This is a genomic window from Vibrio sp. R10-SG3-ISO10 (assembly GCF_059834185.1).
Genome location: NZ_JCBDHG010000022.1, coordinates 836,376 through 853,857 on the forward strand (window position 1 = coordinate 836,376; position 17,482 = coordinate 853,857).

The following is a 17,482-nucleotide window of genomic DNA, read 5'->3' on the forward strand; positions in this document are numbered from 1 at the left end:
TTAGACTAATGGAATAGTTTCTTTAGCCAAGTGATAGGGTTACATGAACCCGAAGCTTGAATAGGGGAGCGCTTTGAACCGTGATAGTAGCTCGACAAGAATTCTGTTCTCAGTGACTGAACATCAAGTTTATTAACTGAGGAGATAACCTCAGCACTGTTTTGCGCATGATCATTGGCAAGACTAAAATCGAGTCTTAGATAACCTTGGGTATACAACCACAGATGAGTACAAAGGATCAGTTGATCCATTCCTTGCTCTTCAAACTTTCCTGCGTGCTCTTGACCTAAATTGTCAGTGAATGCTTGATGCATTACCTGCATAGAAGCGGCGTTAGATTGCACGTAACTGCTCGTTTCGACATGAGCCTTAGTCAGAATGCCAAGTAGGTGATTGGAAACAGGGCTTTCCGGTTTGTTTTGTCGCGCTTTTTCAAACAAAGGTGAGTGAGCCTGACAAAACAAATCCCAAGCTTTAGATAGAGCAACCAATGACGGCAGAGTGTCAGCTTCTATCGCTTTGAGTTGCTGCTCCAAATCAGTCATTCGACTGTAAGCTCTCTAGCGAAATCTCAAATGACCCCTTATCTGAGTCAACAAACAGGCTGTCTCCAGTGATCATCACTGATAGATCCATACTGCGTTCGACAACCTCTGATAGTGCTTCGATACCGCTCCAGTCAAAGCGATAGATGTTAGCATCATACTGGTGAACTTTATTTTTGGTCTGTTCCCACCAGACATCGGATTTACTGTTAAAGGAAAATACATCCACTTTCTTAGCTAAGCGGCAAGACTTCTTAATGCGATCAAGGGATGGCTCTCCGATATCCACCCAAAGTTGAATTTGGTCGTCGAGAGACTTGACCCAAAGGTCCGGCTCTTCAGTGGTTGATAAGCCTTTTGTTAGCTCGAGTTCCGGCTGCCATTTGACACAGAAGGCCAAAATACGCGCCATCATTCGTGGCACTGTTTCTGATGGGTGCTGTGCGACAGTAAGCTGTGTAGAGTCGTACAAGTCGCGGTTGGTGTCGGAAAGAGAAATTCGGAATTTGTAAATAGTTGGTTTAAGAGCCATGAGCCTTACTTATAGTCAAAAAAATAGCCAGCGTAATGCTGGCTATTGTAAATCTTTAGTACTAGATAATTAAAGTACTTTAATTTGCTCAGCTTGTGGGCCTTTTTGACCTTGAGATACTACGAACTCAACTTTTTGGCCTTCAACTAGAGTACGGAAACCGTCGCCAGTGATTGCTGAGAAATGTGCGAAAACGTCTGGGCCGTTTTCTTGCTGGATGAAACCAAAGCCTTTAGTTTCGTTGAACCATTTAACTGTACCAGTAACAGTGTTAGACATAATGTATATCCTTGATAAACCTTGTAAAAGCCATACGGCACCGATAGCGTGGAAAAGGAGATTGCTATTGCGTACGACGTTGCGGTAGATATTCAAGTAATCCAACGAAACGGCGAAATTAAACAAGAACCGTTTTCTAGCTGCGATCCAGTCTAAAGCGAAGTGCAACTAAGTCAATAAAAATAAGGAGCTTTGTACAGTTTAATATCGTGTTTTCACTAGAAATTTGCGCTAGGTATAGTTTCGAAAATATTACTGATTAGCGTATAAATAGTGTAACATTCGTTTGGCTAGTAGATTGTATCGTTTTACTATTCTCTGGCTAATATTTAATCATTTATTGTGGAGGCCGCATGGCTAAGAGCAAACCAAAAGGTGACATTGGAGAGGTTAGCCTCATCCATGATGTCGAGATGGGTAGGGGGCAGGTAAAAGACAATGCCCTAAAAGCGATGGTAACCAGTAAGCTCTACAGAGCCAAGGTAGAGAAAGCGAAAAAAGGCAAAGGGAGTTATCAGCGTAACATGAAACACAAGGGCAAAGAGCCCTATTCAAAAGCCGCTTAAAAAGCGAAGTTTGAATAGGGCTTTTTTATTACCTGACGACAAACTACCTTTCTATCTTAGGTGAATAGATAGAGTATGCGGTGATTTGGCCTGCGACGATGGCTGAGAACATAAACAGTGCGGAAAGGCCAATACTCGGTATAGGCAGCACTGACTGCTCAAACACCGATTGACTTGCGCTAACTAAAACTCGGCTTCCTGGAACTAGAATGATAATCCCTTGTACGATGTATATCGAGCCGGTGAGGTCCATTTTTTTAGCCACCCATGTACCATACAAAGTAATCAGAACTGTCGTAACCCAAGTACCCACAACCCAACCACTCTCAAAGCCTAGATAAAATGGCCCCCACATGCCCAGAGCTGCAACAGGCAAACCAAGCAATATATCGGTAGGGCGTGCATTGAAGATGATGCCAAGTGAGATTGAGATTAGGAACAAACCGGAAATATGCAGCCAAGTCGGTACTTCATTAGTGTAATCAATGGATGCTGCTTGCCCCCAAACGGCTTCACCAATATTGAGCCCCATAACAATACCGACAAACAGCTTGATAAGCGTCAGCGCACTTTGCCCCAACAGACTTGTGCCTGAAACCAGATCATTAAACGCGAGACACTCTAGCGAGTTTGCAATGGAAAGTCCGGGGACGAAGAGAACAATGGCAGCAATACACAGAGCCCAAACGGGGACGGCAGCACCTGTGCTTGCGAACCAAGCAACTAGCATCCCAGTGATAAGCGCAGCAATAAACTCAACGGCTATTGATCTGCGAGCTTTACAAATCTGTTGAGCGCCCCAAACTAGAAAACCTAACAAGACAGAGAACAAAACCGCATCTAGCGTACTGCCAACGAGCATTAGGTATGCAGGCGGGATGCCCATATTAGCCAGCGCAATGACCCACTTAGGGTAACCCACAGGCTCTGGCACGGGCTCGCTGCTTGGCTGGTTGATTCTGATGATGGTATTGGCAAGCAAACTTAAGTTAATTGATGCAGGTTGGTGGCGCTTCATCACTACCGCATTATTGTCATCAGGAAACTGATAGTTAACGGTCGTCGGGGTTGCCTGGATCATAACATCCACCCCATGTTTACGAGCATAAAATTGAGTGTATTTCTCAAGTTTGTATGGCGCACAGCCACTGCGGTGAAGGGTATCGCCGATCTCGACTATCTTCTTAATTCGGTACTGGGAAGGCATGGTATGTGATACGTATAAATCTGTGACGCAAAGGTACCAAAGCCCTTCTAATGAGACGAGACACAATGCAGTGAACAGTGGTTAAGCTCACACAAAAAAGTTATCCCTCATGCCTGTATCTTGTCGATTTTCGAAAACTAAGTTTTTGGACTCATAAGTTTGTCAATTTGACTGCACATTTAGTGTTCTCATTCACATATATCGAAATAATTTAAACTGTAACAATTGTTATTTGTCTGTAACATTTAAAAGCTAACCTTTTATGTTATTACCCTAAGTGTAAGTATACAAAGAATCCTTATTAAATAGATATTTAACAAGTTATTTACAAATAGCTTGTCTATGAAATCTGTGTAATAAATAGACAAAAATACTGCTTGAATTTAAAACTAGATGGGCGAAAATATACGCAAAATGAGTTTGCAGAAATGAAAGGAAGCTTTTTCTAGTTTTAAGAGCGAGGCAAAATATGAAACTATTCATTATCTTCATGGTGTCGATTTCCGCGGGTGTCGCGTCAGCAGATCACCTTCATTCATTCTTGCTTGGTCTTTACGTTTCTACTCTTGCGGTCGGTAGCTGCTACTGGTTTGCATTCCGCAGTAGTCGTTTCCCACAGCTAGCACTTCTGCTATTGCTTTGTGGTCTATTCTCTAAAATCGCAGTGACGGTTGCGGGCGTATCTTGGGGAATCTCGCAAGACCTTATTAGCTCACCACTAGTATTCTCACTCTCGTACTTGTTCTTCTCACTTGTCGCAAGCTATGTTTGGTTTGTTTACCGCGAGAAGCTAATGGCAAGAAAGAAAGCCCGCGAAGAGCTAAAAGCCGCTTAATAGAAAACTAAGCCAAAAGATTACAAAACCAGCGTTTCGGCGCTGGTTTTTTGTATCTAATTCCGTCATCTAGGTAAATATTTACCAAAATTCCTACTGAATAGTAACGATTGATGTCAAAGCTGCTGATTCTATTGCAAGGTTGTCTATACTGAGGTCGTTACTCAATCATTTAAAGTGAGACGTCGCATATCATGACCACGCGTTTTCTAAAATTCACCGCGCTTCTTTCGACATTTTCTCTTTCATTTGGTGCATTTGCCGCACCTACCATTATCCCGGATCCTCCGACATTAGGTGCTAAAGGGTATATCTTGATCGATTACCATACTGGTGCCGTGTTGGTGCAGAAAAATGCGGACAAGAAGCTTAACCCAGCGAGCTTAACCAAGCTAATGACGGCATACGTTGCTGGTCAAGAAGTGAAAAGCGGTAATATTTCTCTCGACGATCAAGTTCGCATTAGCCGTAAAGCTTGGGCAAAGAACTTCCCTGATTCTTCAAAAATGTTTATCGAAGTAGGGACAGATGTTCCACTTATCGATTTGTACCGTGGTTTGATTGTTCAATCCGGTAATGATGCCAGTGTGGCTATTGCTGAACATGTAGCGGGCAGTGAAGGCGCATTTGTTAGCCTAATGAATAGCTGGTCGCAAAAGCTTGGTCTGGAGAACACTGGATACACTAATCCACATGGCTTAGATAGCGACGGCTTGTATTCAACACCGCATGATATCGCTCTGCTTAGCCAAGCCATCATTCGTGATTTGCCTGACATCTATTCGCTGTACAGTGAGACTTCTTACACTTACAACGGCATTACCCAGTACAACCGCAATGGCCTGCTTAGAGATAGAAGCCTAAATGTTGATGGTATGAAAACCGGTTATACAAGTGGGGCAGGCTACAGCTTGGCGACATCGGCAACCAGTGGTGACATGCGTCTGATTTCGGTGGTGATGGGCTCTAATAGTACGAAAAGCCGCGAGTCAGAAAGCAAACAATTGCTAAGCTATGGGTTCAGGTTCTTTGATACCGTGTCTCCATCTAAAGTGACAGATACATTAGCCAACGCAAAAGTGTGGATGGGTAGTGAAGAGCTCGTCCCTGTTGGCGTCGATAAACAAGTATTGATTACCCTACCAAAAGGTGATGCGAGCAAGCTTAAAGCAGAGATTGAATACAATGGCGAGTTGGTGGCGTCAATCAGTCAGGGAGATGCTGTCGGGCAGGTGATCTACAGTATTGATGGCGAAGAGGTCGCAAGCGCAACATTGGTTGCTCAGCAAGATGTTGAAGAGGGCGGACTGTTCAAGAAGTTGTTTGATTGGTTTAAACGCCTAATCTCAGGTTGGTTTTAACCATACCTAAAATAAACAAGAGGATGCACTAGGCATCCTCTTTTTTATATCAACGACTTACAGCTTGTTCCAAGCTGATTGCCAGTGAGAGCCAACTCCTGGTTCGTACTGCGTCGCCGATGGTGACCACTGTACACAGTAACCTGAGTATGGGAACTCTTTACACTGATAAACCGCGCCATCACTGGCTAAGACTTTAGTTCCTGCAGTGTAGCTTTCTAAGCCTTGTGGGAAGACAAAGTCGTAGTCACCAGGTGGTGGCGTTTGATCTTCTACTAGGTGGAAATCTAGCGTATTTTGGTCAATCACTTTACCTTGGTCGTCTTTGGTAACCACTACTAGCATATGATGCCCTAGCTCAGACTTAGATAGAGTCATCGTGGTGCTTTCAACTTCACCGTCTTTCAGCTCCTTCGAGTATGAAGCTAATGGTTCGCGATGGTGGTTGTAGACAGTTAACTCAGCCGTTAAGTCGCCTGTGGCGGTTAGTGTCAGGTCAAGCTCTGTCGGCGACTCGCCAATTACGTACTCTGACTGAAGCCCTACAACATCAAGGTCGTATTCTGGCTCTGGTGTTTCAAATTTATAGCCGATTTCAACGCTGTTTAGTCCTGATCCTGCTTTTAGGTAGACTGGGTTGGTTCCATAAACAGGGGTAAATTCGCCTTGGTCATTAAGCTGTCCGGCACGAATTTGGCTTTGCTCTTGGTTAATCTTACTCGCTAGAGCATAAGACCAGTTGTTTGCTTTACCTTGTTCGCTGTTTTGAATTACGAGTTCTGTGCTGTAAGACGAGTTCTCACCGCTGCTGTCAAACACACGGGTATAAACTGTATCGCCAACACTCAGATCGAGCGTAGGGTTGATCTGACCGCCTTGACTCCAATCAGGAATCACTGGGCCATCACCATCGAATTTCACGTCGATAACATTGTAGAATGAGGCTGCCGTATCGCCTACATCCCAAACTGCAAGGACCACTTGGTAACCTTCTCGCTCAGGAACGTTACAAAGGTGGCTAACACGTTTTGGCGGCTGAACCATTCCCCCATCGACAACGCAGAAAGGCGTGAGGTCAAATGAACTGCGAGCGAGGGGCTGATTAGGGTTCCAATCCGCTTTGGTGATGTAATATTTCCAGTCTTTAGTGACGTGATTGGCAGTGAAAGTCCACTCAAAGTACTGAGAGCCCGATTTGATAGGTCGTTTAACCCACCGGTCAGCGGTTTGCTCATCCAACGCCGCTGCTAGCGAGGTTTCAGCGCTGGCAATTTTACCATCGCGTGGGCCTGTTTCAGGGAAGCCGTCTGGCCCTTCTACGCTTTGCGGTTCATATTGAATAGCACCACAGTTGGTGTTCTTTTCGTTTGTGTCACTGGTTGGGAATTTACAAAGTGCTGCACGGCCTTCAGCAACACCATTTTCGTACGCTGAAACGTACCCATGGCCGAAGCTAGCACCGCTCACACTAAGTAGAGCTAACGCAATGAGTGATTTGTTTGGGAGTTTGTTCATCATTTGTCCTTATCTATGGATAACAAAAAAGATGACACTCCGGCACGCGAAACATCTAGCGAGACTCGCTAAATGGCAACCCCGCTATCATAGACATAAGATGTCGACAGACCGGTGGCTTTGCGTCCTAACCTTTCGGATAGTTTGCCTGAAGTGCAGCCTATACTTGCCTCACTATATTGTTAAATTACAAAGTACTGAGTTTTGTATAAGCAGGCGAAATGTAGCTAACGCGATCCAGAAAAGCTAAGCCTAAAATGAAAATGTGGAATGACAATCCCGAACTGGATTTCTTGTCGCAAATTAACTTGCTAATTACATATTGATTAAACTGTTAACTTATTGAAATTGATTAATTAAATGGGTTGATTGATGTGTTTTGTGAATGTGTTTGGGTGGTTTGATTTTGACTTGTGCTTCGTTTGACTGACGCCTAGCAGACAAAGCTTTGACTTTCACTTACCAAGCTCTGACAACGTTAAGTACCAAAACAACGACAATCCACCCCAAAATGTTATACAAGGAATCACGATGGAATTTACCGACAAAGATAGAGAGGCGCTCTACCAAATCTGGATGTCGAAAAAATCGAAAATGCGACTCACTCAGATGGAATTTGCCAAAAAGCTTGGGATGAATCAGCTCAGCTTTTCTCGCGTATTAAGAGGTGAGACACCGCTTACTATGTCTTTCGTGAGCCATTTTTGTCGACTTCTTCATTTAGAGCCCAAAAATGTGGTTCCAAGCCTAAAAGAAACCAATGAGCATGGACCAAAGGTGGTGTATCTGCAAAGTCGCATGAGTGTCGATGGTGAAATTCAAAATGCCTACATTGAAGGCAATCAAGTGATCGTGGAATACGCGCACACAGTGCATCCTTCATGATCCCAATATAGCCAACTTGAATAGAATAGCGTTGGACATCTAAATATCATATGGTATAGCATTCTGGTTGTCATTTTAAACTAGAGTGCTGTACATGAAACCTTTCAAAGTCTTGCTTTTAATCGTAGTGAGCGCATTCGTTGTAGGATGTGCCGGTGGGCCTGTTCAACGCGCCACTAAATTTACCAGTTATGAAGACTTTCGAGCTGGCCCGGAAGGCGGTGTCGATTTAGTATGGGCCCGCATTGGTCTAAGAGACGCAAAACGATTAAGCGAAAAGCTTGATGAGTACGATTCGGTAGTGATTGACCAAGTGTTTGTGGTTACAGACGAAAGCACGCTAGATAAAGAAGAAACCCAAGAGCTGACTGATTACATGGTCGCCCGTCTGACCGAGAAAATCTCCCTTCATAAACAAGTTGTCTCAGAGCCGACAGGGAAGACGCTTCGCCTGAGTATCGCATTAAGTAATGTTGAAACCCCTAATCCAGTACTGGCGGTTACGAGCAGCGTACTGCCATTTGGTTTAGCCATCTCAACTATTTCCAAAGTCACCACTGGTGAGCATACCAATGTGGGTAGTGCGAGTGTTGAGTTGCTTGTTAGTGATGCGCAAGACGGTACACCACTGTTTGCCGCCATTGACAGAGAGGCAGGAAACAAAGACTTTTCTACGATGATTGACTCGCTTGATGATGCGAAAGACGCGATTAACTATTGGGTAGAGCGATTAGGTGTTACTCTACAAGGCTGGGAACAGCCATAGAAAACCTTAGCAATGCTTGAAAAAGAAAATCTAATTAAACTTGCACGAATGCAAATGCCGTTTGGTAAGTACGCTGGTCGCGTGCTTATCGACTTACCAGAAGAGTACTTACTTTGGTTTGATAAAAAGGGCTTTCCGAATGGGGAGCTAGGCGATCTCCTCAAGCTATGCTTAGCGCTAAAGATCGAAGGATTAGATAGCGTGGTTAAGCCCTTAAAGCGCATGTAACCTTCCACAATCGCTCCCTATATTTAATTTAAAGATGTACTATGAATTTTGATATCGATGCACTGAGACATCACCAACTGGTCGAAGACGGTCAACTAGAGGGTTGTTACATTCATCAGCCTGCTCAAGGTAGTCAGCAAGATGACAAAGCCGTTTTGGCAGAGCGCCGAACGTTAGAAAAGATGGGATACAAGGTAGTGCAGGTTGAGGCTAAAGGCAGAACAACCACGTTTGCCGAGGCGATGCAAAAGTTTGCGAAAAAGAGTGGTCATCAGGCCATCTAATCAGCGAAAGAAGCTAATGTTGCATCCTTAAACTCCCTCAAGATAGCTCCTGTCTTATAAAAAGAGTCAGACCGAAAGGCTGACTCTTTTTACTTTATTCCTTGCTCGGGCTATTCGTCGATTTCAACTTACAGAACAACTGTTAGCCCATTCGGGTAATAAAGGTTTGCTCGTCATCCACAAACGCCACATAGCCACCGTGATAGATAAACACCCGGCCGCGACCCTCAACGATGCAGGCAAGCTGAGGGTTTAGATCTTCTTCGATGTTCATGCTTTGAAATGTGCCCGTATCCGTAATGATGCCATTGAGTGAAGGCAAATATCCATAAGTACGCTTGGCTTGATCAATCAGACTCAATTCACTGGTGATAGAGAAGCAAGAGGGGATCGAACCAGCGTCTTCGATAAATATAGGTTTCAGCTCTTCAAAAGCGGTAATCACTAGCCAGTCGATGCCGTTAACATGATGGATGAACATAGGTTTTCTCGGTAATTCTGATGCGCAGATTGTATCACTATCATGGGAGAACCCAATAGAGGGTTACGTTTAAGCGGCGTCACCCTGTGTCAACTCTCGTAATTTCAACTCTAAAAAAGCGCGGGTCGCCGTACTTGGCGACTTTTCTATGGCTAGTTTATAAAAAGTGCAAGCTTCTGATTTGTTACCTAGTTTTCTGAGAATATGCGCTCGTGCCGCGTACCAAGGTTGGTAATCTTTAAGGTCTTCTTTTATCTCGTCCAACCTTTTAAGTGCAAGTTCTGCACGCTCTGTTTCTGCAAACACTACTGCCCAGTTTAAGGCGACAACTGGAGTAGGTTCGAAGCGCCAAAGTGATTGAAAAAGCAAAGACATCTGAATCCAATCAGGGTTGGGTTTCATCATATGGCAGTCTGCAATAGCAGCCTTGATCTGAAAAGGGCCAGGTCGCCTTTTTTCGATAGCCTTGGAAAGGATGCATTGAGCTTCATCAATATCGTCTAGCAGCCATAATGTGCTGTCCTGTTCTTCAACAGGCACTATGGCACCACTAACATTGATTCGAGCTGTGCTTCTTGCATCAGTAAGTAGCATTAATGCCAATATACCTTCTACTTCTGGTTCATTGGGTCGTAGTGTCATCAAAAGTCTGGCTAAAAAGATGCCTTCTTGGCATAGGGAACGGGGGCTCTCGTCTTCTGTTACATAGCCAGTGGTGAATATCAAATAGATGGTTTTAAGCACCGTTTCCAATCTGTCATCCCATTTGTCTTCATCTGGGGTCGAGAACGGAATGCCTTTGGCTTTAAGTGACGCTTTTGCGCGATACAGTCGCTGCCCCATGGCTTTTTCGTTATCTAGGAAAGCGGCGGCGATTTCCTTGGTCGTTAAATTGCAAACTGTACGTAGGGTCAACGCGATACGTGACTTTTCTTCCAAGGCTGGATGACAGCAGGTAAAGATGAGCTGTAAACGTTCGTCCGGAATGGCTTCATGAACGTCATACTCTAAGTCTGCGGTAAAATGGTCAGCTAGATCCACCGTTTTACGTTGCTCTCGTTGCACCCGACGAATCTGGTCTATTCCCTTATTTAAGCCGACTCTCATTAGCCAAGCCTTAGGGTTATGGGGCGGCCCGGATCGAGTCCAGTGTTTCAAGGCCGATATTGTTGCTTCCTGTAGGGCATCCTCGGCTAATTGAAAATCATTAAGGCGTGAAATAAGCCCCGCCAAAAGCAGCCCTCTGTCTTTATGCAAGAGCTCATGAATAATACGACTGACAGTGATTGCTTTTGAAGAGGCGTTATTCATACGTTAATCTGCTTCACTATAGTTCAGCAATGGACGAACCTCGATGGTGCCGAACTTAGCGACGGGAATGATTTCTGCGCATTTCAATGCGGCGTCCAAGTCGGGCACGTCAACGATATAGTATCCCCCCAAGTTTTCACGTGTTTCTGCAAAGGGACCGTCCATGGTTTCTACCTTACCGGAGTGGATTCTCAATGAAGTTGCAGTTTCTACCCCCTCCAATCCTTCGCCACCAACAAGTACGCCATCTTTTTCGAACGTCTCTGAGGTAAGGGCAAAATCTTCCATCATCTTGTCAAATTCAGGAGTACCAAATGCTGGCTCTTTATCTGGTGCAGCATAAAGCAAAAGCATATATTTCATCTTAATTTTCCTTCTGGTTTGTTGTTCCCTACTCAAGGACGTTTTCGCTTCGCCATTTTCGACACGAACTTAAAATTATTTTAACTCTGTGAATGAATGTACATTAGAACGTAGACTAAATAGCTATCAATGGTGAGATTTGTGCTAGGTGTCGTTTAAGTGTTTGATTGACAGGGTAGAGAAGGGAATATTTATGAAGCGCTCAGATATCTTTTCAAGTGATGTTTAGCGTTAAAATTTGCAGGAATCGATCGCGTGGTTTAGTCACTGAAAAATGGTTGAGGATAAAAAGCCGACAGTAACGTCGGCTTATTTTGGTACAAATCTACTGGGTGGTGGCGGTTAAGAAGTTGGAAAAGCTTGCCCAAGACTTACGATCGGCATCTTCACGATACCTAGGGCTGCCAAAAACCGTAAAAGCGTGTGGGGCTCCGCTGTAGGTAATCATTTCGTGTTTTACGTTAGCCGTTTCTAGCTGTTCGGCTAACGAGGCGAATTGGGACATGGGAATTGCGCTATCAGCCGTGCCGTGAAGTACGAGAATAGGCGCAGTAGTTTGTGAGTAAGATTGCCCATCGGGTGTGCTGAGGCCACCGTGGAAGGTAACAAACCCTTTGGCATTCATTCCTGCTCGTGCAGATTCCAAGACAGCGGCACCACCAAAGCAGTAACCCATCACGACGACATTCTCTGCGTTTCCTCCCAAGGAAGCCGCAAAATCCAGACTACCTTGCATTAATGCACGAAGCTTCTCTCGATCTTTATAGAGTTCTCCGGTGTGTTGTTTTTTATCTTTCACTTCCGTTGGACGGACACCTTTGCCAAATAGGTCAGCAGCAAAAACGTTATAGCCCATCTCATTGAGCATTTGTGCTCTTTTCATTTCGTAGTCGGTAAGTCCATCCCAATCGTGGATAAGCAGAACTAGAGGAGCGCTATCACTCACTTTAGCCCAGTAGCCCTCGTAGTCACTACCTTTTACATTGTAAATTTTGCTTTCACCTGCCTGAACGAGCGAGGATAATAAAAGAAGAATAAGCCCAATTATTGATTTCATAGAACACCTCCGTTGTCGTAGAAGTGTAGTACGCAATTAGAACTTATAGGGTACAAAAAAGCCTCCCGAAGGAGGCTTGATCTGTAAGGAAAAAAGTGGAATTACATCGCAGCTTCAAAAATCGCTGAGATCTCTTCATGTGTTGCTTGTTTAGGGTTAGTAAAGCCACATGCGTCTTTTAGGGCATTATCGGCTAGTACTGGAATGTCTTCAGATTTTGCACCTAACTCTTGGATACCTGCTGGAATACCCACATCTTTTGCAAGTGCCACAATGGCATTGATAGCGGCTTCAGCTCCTTGCTCAGCGCTCAATCCTTCTACTTCAACGCCCATTGCTTTCGCTACGTCGCGTAGACGTTCAGGGCAAACCTGCGCGTTGTAGCGTTGAACGTGTGGAAGAAGAATCGCGTTACATACACCATGTGGTAGGTCGTAGAATCCGCCTAACTGGTGCGCCATTGCGTGAACATAACCCAGAGAAGCGTTGTTAAATGCCATACCTGCCATGAACTGGGCATATGCCATCTGCTCGCGAGCTTCGATGTCGTCACCATTTTCTACGGCTTTACGTAGGTGTGCTTGAATTAGCTCGATTGCTTTAATCGCTACCGCGTCAGTGATAGGCGTAGCTGCGATTGACACATAGGCTTCTACAGCGTGAGTCAATGCGTCCATACCTGTTGCGGCAGTGAGTGAAGCGGGTTTAGCCAGCATCAGTTCAGGATCATTAACCGAAATCAGTGGCGTTGTGTGCTTATCAACAATAGCCATCTTAATGTGGCGCTCTTCGTCTGTAATGATACAGAAGCGGGTCATTTCAGATGCAGTACCCGCGGTAGTGTTGATTGCGATAAGTGGTAGCATTGGCTTCGCTGATTGGTCAACGCCTTCGTAGTCACCGATTTTTCCGCCATTTGAAGCGACCAAAGCGATACCTTTAGCACAGTCGTGTGGAGAGCCGCCGCCTAGAGAAATGACAAAGTCACACTCGTTGTCGGCAAGTAGTGATAAACCATCATTTACGTTGCTGATTGTTGGGTTTGGTTGAGTGCCATCAAATACTACAGTCTCAACATCACGCTCAGACAGCATGTCTTGTACTTGCTTAACCATGCCAATTTGGCTAAGAATTTTGTCTGTAACGATAAGACCTTTTTTGAAGCCTTGAGATTGGATGCTATCAGCAGCATCTTTTAGGCAGCCTGCGCCCATTAGGTTTACTGTAGGGATGAAAAATGCACTTGTCATTGGATTGCTCCATATTCTTATAGATTTAAAAACTGCATTTAGACTCGCATAACTATCCCATCAAAAATCTTGATCTTAGACAATTAACTCACCCAAAAGGGGTAGATTTGGCTGCAAAATGTGAAGTCAATCTAGTTGCATATTTATCGTATATAAACTTGTTAAATATTAGTGGGTTAGCGCAATCGTTTTCTCAACAGCAATTGGGGTTAAATAAGATTCATATTGCTTAATGAAAACTAAAAAGCCCCTATCCACAGAACATGAATAGGGGCCATAACTTAAGATAACTATGCGAGTTTTACTAAGCGCTCAACGAGCTTGTCGATACCACTTGCCGCTTGTGAAATATTCTCGGCCAGCATATAGGCAGGCGTTGATAGCACTAGATTTTGCTCATCTACGACAACGTCGTCCACGCAGCATTTGACGTGCTCACCACCTAAAGCGTTAAACGCGGCAGCGGTTGCTTCGTCGTTACCAATAGTACCTTTAACTCCTTGATCGTAAATCATAGGAATTATCGCCGGAGCAATACAGAGGTAACCTGCGGGCTTGTTGGCTTGAGCAAAGGCGCGACACGCTGAGGCAACGTGAGTGTTGATGCTGCACTCAGCGCCACTCACGGCAAAATCAGTCAGGTTTTTTGCTGCACCGAACCCACCAGGTACCAGTAAAGCATCATAGTCCTCAACATTAAGCTTCGCGACATCCTCAATATTGCCGCGTGCAATACGCGCCGCTTCGACAAGAACATTGCGTCGCTCATCCATTTCTTCTCCGGTCTTATGATTAATGACATGGAGTTGATCAATATTAGGAGCAAAGCAATGCCATGAAGCACCTTGCTTTTCTACTGCGTGTAAAGCGAGCACGGATTCGTGAATTTCTGCACCATCGAATACCCCCGAGCCACTGAGAATAACTGCAATCTTTTTCATTTTATGTTCCCTTATAAACGTGCGCTAATAGGGTAGTAAAAATTGCTCGTTAGTGACCTGATGAGCCTCTCATTCTTCCAGTTCAAGTTCAGGAGTTGGCTCAGATTCTCGTTCTAACTCTGGGCTATCCTCATGATCTTCTTCAGAATAGTTTTTGACGACGAATGGGATAAGCATGACACTAGATGGGAAAAATCGTTTCATTTCGAATGTCTCCTAGAACAGCAGGTATATCGCTATTCTGAACGGATGACAGCCGTTAAAAATTGTCTTACATCATTAACTGACTGAGAAAGTCGACCAATGTAAATTTATGAGCTTAGTGTCACATTTGGCTTTCTAAGGTAGTAACCCTTCATCCCAATAGGGTGTTTCTGTTCCCAATCGTTGGTTGATGAAATCAATAAAGGCTCTAACCTTGAGAGGCATGTGTTTCTTCTCTGGGAACACTGCATAGACGGCATGGCTCGGTAAAGCGTAGTCTGACAACACGACTTGTAAGTTACCTGCCGCAATATCTTTCCCTGCAATAAAGGTGGGCAGGTTTGCAATGCCACTTCCTCCAAGCACCGCTCGACGTATCGCTTCACTATTGTTGACCACCAAGCGACCTTTAGGAATGACTTTGAATTCGTTTCCCGCTGAGTGAAGGGACCATTCAGAACCACCGCGATAATAGCTGTATTGCAAACAACTGTGCTTGGAGAGATCGCTTGGTTTACTTGGTAAGCCGTGTTGAGATAAATAACCGGGTGCCGCGCAGAGGACGCTTCTACACGGCGCTAGACGTTTTGCAACCAAGTTGGAAAGAGGTAAGTGGCCGATTCGAATCCCAACATCAAATCTCTCAGCGACAAGATCTACCATGCGATCTTCTAGGTTAAGGTCAATTTCGACATCTGGATAGAGAGCTAGAAAGTCAGAAATGAGCGGGGCAATGTGTAGTACACCAAATGACATGGGCGCAGTTACTTTAAGCGTGCCTCTTGGGTTACCTTGGAGCTCAGTGACCGCATCAATACCTTGTTGCGCCAGTGAGAGCGATTGGACAACATAATCGTAATAGCGCTGGCCCGCTTCGGTTAGGCTAAGTTTGCGTGTAGTACGGTTAATGAGTCGAATACCTAGCTCATCTTCTAATTGGGTAATTCGCTTACTTACCGCCGATTTGGTGATATTAAGTTTGCTGGCTGCGGTAGAAAAACTGCCACTTTCAACCACTGAAACAAAGATGGGAATCGCAGAAAAAGCTTGCATTGGTTGAGCTCCAGTAAACAATAAGTTTCTTTGTGAGGGTATTATCATCTAAAAGAAAACAATTTACACTAGCGGCGAGAATTTGAGGAGATAATAATGAAGTACGATTGGATCTTATTTGATGCTGACGAAACCCTGTTTCATTTTGATGCCTTTAAAGGGATGCAGCTAATGTTCTCTCGTAAAGGTATAGACTTCACACAAGGCGACTTTGAACACTATCAGAAGGTCAATAAACCGCTGTGGGTAGATTATCAAAATGGCGCAATTACCGCGCACGAATTAAAGCATACTCGATTCAAAGAATGGGCAGATAAGCTAGAAACGACAACCTCAGAATTAAACTCTTCATTCCTTGAAGCCATGGCGGATATCTGCACGGTTCTACCTGGAGCGAAAGAGCTGATGGAAGCGATATATGGCAAAGCGAAAATGGGCATTATCACTAATGGTTTTACCGATCTTCAGGCGATCAGACTCGAAAAAACCGGGATGACCCAGTACTTTGAACATGTCATCATTTCCGAAGAAGTCGGAGTAGCGAAACCCGATACGGCGATTTTCAGTCACGCACTAGAGAAAATGGGCATGCCTTGTAAAAGTAAGGTGTTGATGGTGGGGGATAACCAGCATTCCGATATTTTGGGTGGTCTTAACTTTGGTATTGAAACATGTTGGCTTAATAGCAGCGGTATGGAACAAGATCATTCGATTTCGCCTCACTACACGGTAAGCTCATTGCATCAATTAAAAGAGATATTGATTGCTTAGTGAGTGATCCGAAAGCGTAAAACCCTAGTATGTAGTACTAAAGTTTGTATTAGGGGATGCGAAGATGTCGGTATTGGGAAAAATTGTCGATTTAGACGAAGGTCATGGTTACGGATTTATCAAGCAAGAAAACGAGGATGATAAAGTGTTTTTCCACGTAAGGGATATAGCAGTTTCATCTATCGAGCCTCATGTGAATGAGTTGGTCGAGTTTGATGTGGAATCGGACCTCAATGGTTGTCGGCTAGCTCTGAATATCTCTCCAACGTTAATGAAATAATCCCGTTGTCTAAGCATCCGGAGCGTGTTGTCTAATATAGTATTCGAGGCATTTCTCTGCTGAAGTCTCGAATACTTCATCAAGGATATTGAGCTTGTCTATGCGGTCAATTCGAAAATGGCGATAGTCGTCTCTTAACTCACACCAAGCCACCAACGTCCAAATTTTCCCCCAAAATATCTGCCCGAGAGGCTGGAGCTTTCGCACGGTTTTATTGCCTTTTTGGTCACTGTAATCAATTTCGATCTTTAACTTGGCATCAGTAGCATGTCGGAGCATTTTACTGCGCGTCGCATCTTTTGTAGACGTGTGAATTTCCGGCACGAATATCGGAAAGCTCTCAATCTGTTTCTTGAGCCGATCGGGAAGGACAGAGAGTATCTTGGTTGAGGCCGATTTTGATGCGGTGGCGAGTTCATCGTCAGACCAAGCTCGCACCATTCGCATACCTAGCTCTAGTGCTATCATTTCTTGATCAGTGAACATCAAAGGCGGCAGATGAGAATCAGCATGCAGTAAATAGCCAACACCGGCTTCTCCTTGTATCGGAACGCCGGAGTTGAGTAATGATTGGATATCTCTGTAGATGGTTCTTTCGCTCACTTCCATTTGCTCGGCAAGGTGGGAAGCCGTGACAGCATAACGCTTTGAGCGCAATAGAGTTAGAAGTTCAAAAAGCCGTTCTGATTTACTCACTTGTCTTCCTAACATTAGAAGTTGTAGAACAAAGGAAAGTTGGGGGCCGCTCAGGCACCCCAACTAATGACT

Annotated in this window: 23 protein-coding genes and 1 riboswitch; of the genes, 9 read left to right on the forward strand and 14 right to left on the reverse strand. The window is 44.5% G+C overall.

Going from position 1 to position 17,482, the window contains the following annotated elements; genetic code table 11:
* Positions 1 to 5: 5 nt before the first annotated feature.
* The 3 genes from AC6R16_RS17320 to AC6R16_RS17330 all read right to left on the reverse strand — a co-directional run bounded on the left by AC6R16_RS17320 (position 6) and on the right by AC6R16_RS17330 (position 1,356).
* Positions 6 to 545 carry a hypothetical protein gene (locus tag AC6R16_RS17320; protein WP_500675209.1) on the reverse strand — a complete coding sequence of 180 codons (540 nt, stop codon included), beginning with the start codon at positions 543 to 545 and terminating at the stop codon, positions 6 to 8.
* Positions 538 to 1,077 carry a YaeQ family protein gene (locus AC6R16_RS17325; RefSeq protein ID WP_500675210.1) on the reverse strand — a complete coding sequence of 180 codons (540 nt, stop codon included), beginning with the start codon at positions 1,075 to 1,077 and terminating at the stop codon, positions 538 to 540. The genes AC6R16_RS17320 and AC6R16_RS17325 overlap by 8 nt, the downstream gene beginning before the upstream one ends.
* Positions 1,078 to 1,146: 69 nt before the next feature.
* Positions 1,147 to 1,356, reverse strand: coding sequence for a cold-shock protein (locus AC6R16_RS17330; protein ID WP_004745419.1), 210 nt, complete (start codon positions 1,354 to 1,356; stop codon positions 1,147 to 1,149).
* Positions 1,357 to 1,709: 353 nt separating this feature from the next.
* Here AC6R16_RS17330 and AC6R16_RS17335 point away from each other — a divergent pair, with 353 nt between their 5' ends.
* The gene (locus AC6R16_RS17335) at positions 1,710 to 1,922 is read left to right on the forward strand and encodes an alternative ribosome-rescue factor A (protein WP_500640333.1); all 213 of its coding nucleotides are present in this window, start codon (positions 1,710 to 1,712) and stop codon (positions 1,920 to 1,922) included.
* 43 nt (positions 1,923 to 1,965) lie between these two features.
* On the opposite strand, the gene AC6R16_RS17340 is transcribed toward AC6R16_RS17335, so the two are convergent.
* Entirely contained in the window at positions 1,966 to 3,129 is a 1,164-nt protein-coding gene (locus tag AC6R16_RS17340; RefSeq protein WP_004749661.1) for a threonine/serine exporter family protein, read from the reverse strand.
* Positions 3,130 to 3,598: 469 nt separating this feature from the next.
* On the opposite strand from AC6R16_RS17340, the gene AC6R16_RS17345 reads away from it, so the two are divergent.
* Both AC6R16_RS17345 and AC6R16_RS17350 read left to right on the forward strand, forming a co-directional pair.
* Entirely contained in the window at positions 3,599 to 3,964 is a 366-nt protein-coding gene (locus AC6R16_RS17345; protein ID WP_239824737.1) for an NADH:ubiquinone oxidoreductase, read from the forward strand.
* A 194-nt stretch (positions 3,965 to 4,158) separates the two neighbouring features.
* Positions 4,159 to 5,325, forward strand: coding sequence for a serine hydrolase (locus AC6R16_RS17350; RefSeq protein WP_500675211.1), 1,167 nt, complete (start codon positions 4,159 to 4,161; stop codon positions 5,323 to 5,325).
* Between the two features lie 57 nt (positions 5,326 to 5,382).
* Here AC6R16_RS17350 and gbpA read toward each other — a convergent pair whose 3' ends face one another.
* Complete coding sequence (gene gbpA, locus AC6R16_RS17355) at positions 5,383 to 6,840, reverse strand: N-acetylglucosamine-binding protein GbpA (protein WP_500675362.1); 1,458 nt, start codon at positions 6,838 to 6,840, stop codon at positions 5,383 to 5,385.
* Positions 6,841 to 6,911: 71 nt separating this feature from the next.
* A riboswitch (cyclic di-GMP riboswitch) is annotated at positions 6,912 to 6,999 on the reverse strand.
* A gap of 372 nt (positions 7,000 to 7,371) precedes the next feature.
* Here gbpA and AC6R16_RS17360 point away from each other — a divergent pair.
* The 4 genes from AC6R16_RS17360 to AC6R16_RS17375 all read left to right on the forward strand — a co-directional run bounded on the left by AC6R16_RS17360 (position 7,372) and on the right by AC6R16_RS17375 (position 9,003).
* The gene (locus tag AC6R16_RS17360) at positions 7,372 to 7,725 is read left to right on the forward strand and encodes a helix-turn-helix domain-containing protein (protein ID WP_069668320.1); all 354 of its coding nucleotides are present in this window, start codon (positions 7,372 to 7,374) and stop codon (positions 7,723 to 7,725) included.
* 94 nt (positions 7,726 to 7,819) lie between these two features.
* Positions 7,820 to 8,491 carry a DUF3313 domain-containing protein gene (locus AC6R16_RS17365; RefSeq protein ID WP_500675212.1) on the forward strand — a complete coding sequence of 224 codons (672 nt, stop codon included), beginning with the start codon at positions 7,820 to 7,822 and terminating at the stop codon, positions 8,489 to 8,491.
* Positions 8,492 to 8,503: 12 nt separating this feature from the next.
* Entirely contained in the window at positions 8,504 to 8,719 is a 216-nt protein-coding gene (locus AC6R16_RS17370) for a DUF3820 family protein (RefSeq protein WP_004748751.1), read from the forward strand.
* 41 nt (positions 8,720 to 8,760) lie between these two features.
* The gene (locus AC6R16_RS17375) at positions 8,761 to 9,003 is read left to right on the forward strand and encodes a hypothetical protein (protein ID WP_500640329.1); all 243 of its coding nucleotides are present in this window, start codon (positions 8,761 to 8,763) and stop codon (positions 9,001 to 9,003) included.
* Positions 9,004 to 9,145: 142 nt separating this feature from the next.
* Here the strand turns inward: AC6R16_RS17375 and AC6R16_RS17380 are convergent, their stop codons facing one another.
* The 8 genes from AC6R16_RS17380 to AC6R16_RS17415 all read right to left on the reverse strand — a co-directional run bounded on the left by AC6R16_RS17380 (position 9,146) and on the right by AC6R16_RS17415 (position 15,663).
* Positions 9,146 to 9,484: a cytosolic protein gene (locus AC6R16_RS17380; RefSeq protein ID WP_500675213.1), complete on the reverse strand. Its 339-nt coding sequence runs from the start codon at positions 9,482 to 9,484 to the stop codon at positions 9,146 to 9,148.
* Positions 9,485 to 9,553: 69 nt separating this feature from the next.
* The gene (locus tag AC6R16_RS17385) at positions 9,554 to 10,795 is read right to left on the reverse strand and encodes an RNA polymerase sigma factor (RefSeq protein ID WP_500675214.1); all 1,242 of its coding nucleotides are present in this window, start codon (positions 10,793 to 10,795) and stop codon (positions 9,554 to 9,556) included.
* Between the two features lie 3 nt (positions 10,796 to 10,798).
* Complete coding sequence (locus tag AC6R16_RS17390; RefSeq protein ID WP_239852875.1) at positions 10,799 to 11,158, reverse strand: YciI family protein; 360 nt, start codon at positions 11,156 to 11,158, stop codon at positions 10,799 to 10,801.
* A gap of 325 nt (positions 11,159 to 11,483) precedes the next feature.
* Positions 11,484 to 12,215, reverse strand: coding sequence for a dienelactone hydrolase family protein (locus AC6R16_RS17395; RefSeq protein WP_500675215.1), 732 nt, complete (start codon positions 12,213 to 12,215; stop codon positions 11,484 to 11,486).
* Positions 12,216 to 12,316: 101 nt separating this feature from the next.
* Positions 12,317 to 13,465, reverse strand: coding sequence for an L-threonine dehydrogenase (gene yiaY / locus AC6R16_RS17400; RefSeq protein ID WP_500675216.1), 1,149 nt, complete (start codon positions 13,463 to 13,465; stop codon positions 12,317 to 12,319).
* Positions 13,466 to 13,755: 290 nt separating this feature from the next.
* Positions 13,756 to 14,406, reverse strand: coding sequence for an isoprenoid biosynthesis glyoxalase ElbB (gene elbB / locus AC6R16_RS17405; RefSeq protein ID WP_500675217.1), 651 nt, complete (start codon positions 14,404 to 14,406; stop codon positions 13,756 to 13,758).
* Between the two features lie 69 nt (positions 14,407 to 14,475).
* A complete protein-coding gene (locus AC6R16_RS17410) occupies positions 14,476 to 14,610 on the reverse strand; it encodes a hypothetical protein (protein WP_272787406.1) in 135 nt (44 codons plus the stop codon).
* Positions 14,611 to 14,745: 135 nt separating this feature from the next.
* Complete coding sequence (locus tag AC6R16_RS17415) at positions 14,746 to 15,663, reverse strand: LysR family transcriptional regulator (RefSeq protein ID WP_500640317.1); 918 nt, start codon at positions 15,661 to 15,663, stop codon at positions 14,746 to 14,748.
* Positions 15,664 to 15,759: 96 nt separating this feature from the next.
* On the opposite strand from AC6R16_RS17415, the gene yjjG reads away from it, so the two are divergent.
* Together yjjG and AC6R16_RS17425 are read left to right on the forward strand one after the other, a co-directional pair.
* Entirely contained in the window at positions 15,760 to 16,434 is a 675-nt protein-coding gene (yjjG, locus tag AC6R16_RS17420; protein WP_500675218.1) for a pyrimidine 5'-nucleotidase, read from the forward strand.
* 64 nt (positions 16,435 to 16,498) lie between these two features.
* A complete protein-coding gene (locus tag AC6R16_RS17425; protein WP_500640315.1) occupies positions 16,499 to 16,714 on the forward strand; it encodes a cold-shock protein in 216 nt (71 codons plus the stop codon).
* A gap of 9 nt (positions 16,715 to 16,723) precedes the next feature.
* On the opposite strand, the gene AC6R16_RS17430 is transcribed toward AC6R16_RS17425, so the two are convergent.
* Positions 16,724 to 17,410 carry a helix-turn-helix transcriptional regulator gene (locus AC6R16_RS17430; protein WP_500640314.1) on the reverse strand — a complete coding sequence of 229 codons (687 nt, stop codon included), beginning with the start codon at positions 17,408 to 17,410 and terminating at the stop codon, positions 16,724 to 16,726.
* Between the last annotated feature and the right edge of the window lie 72 nt (positions 17,411 to 17,482).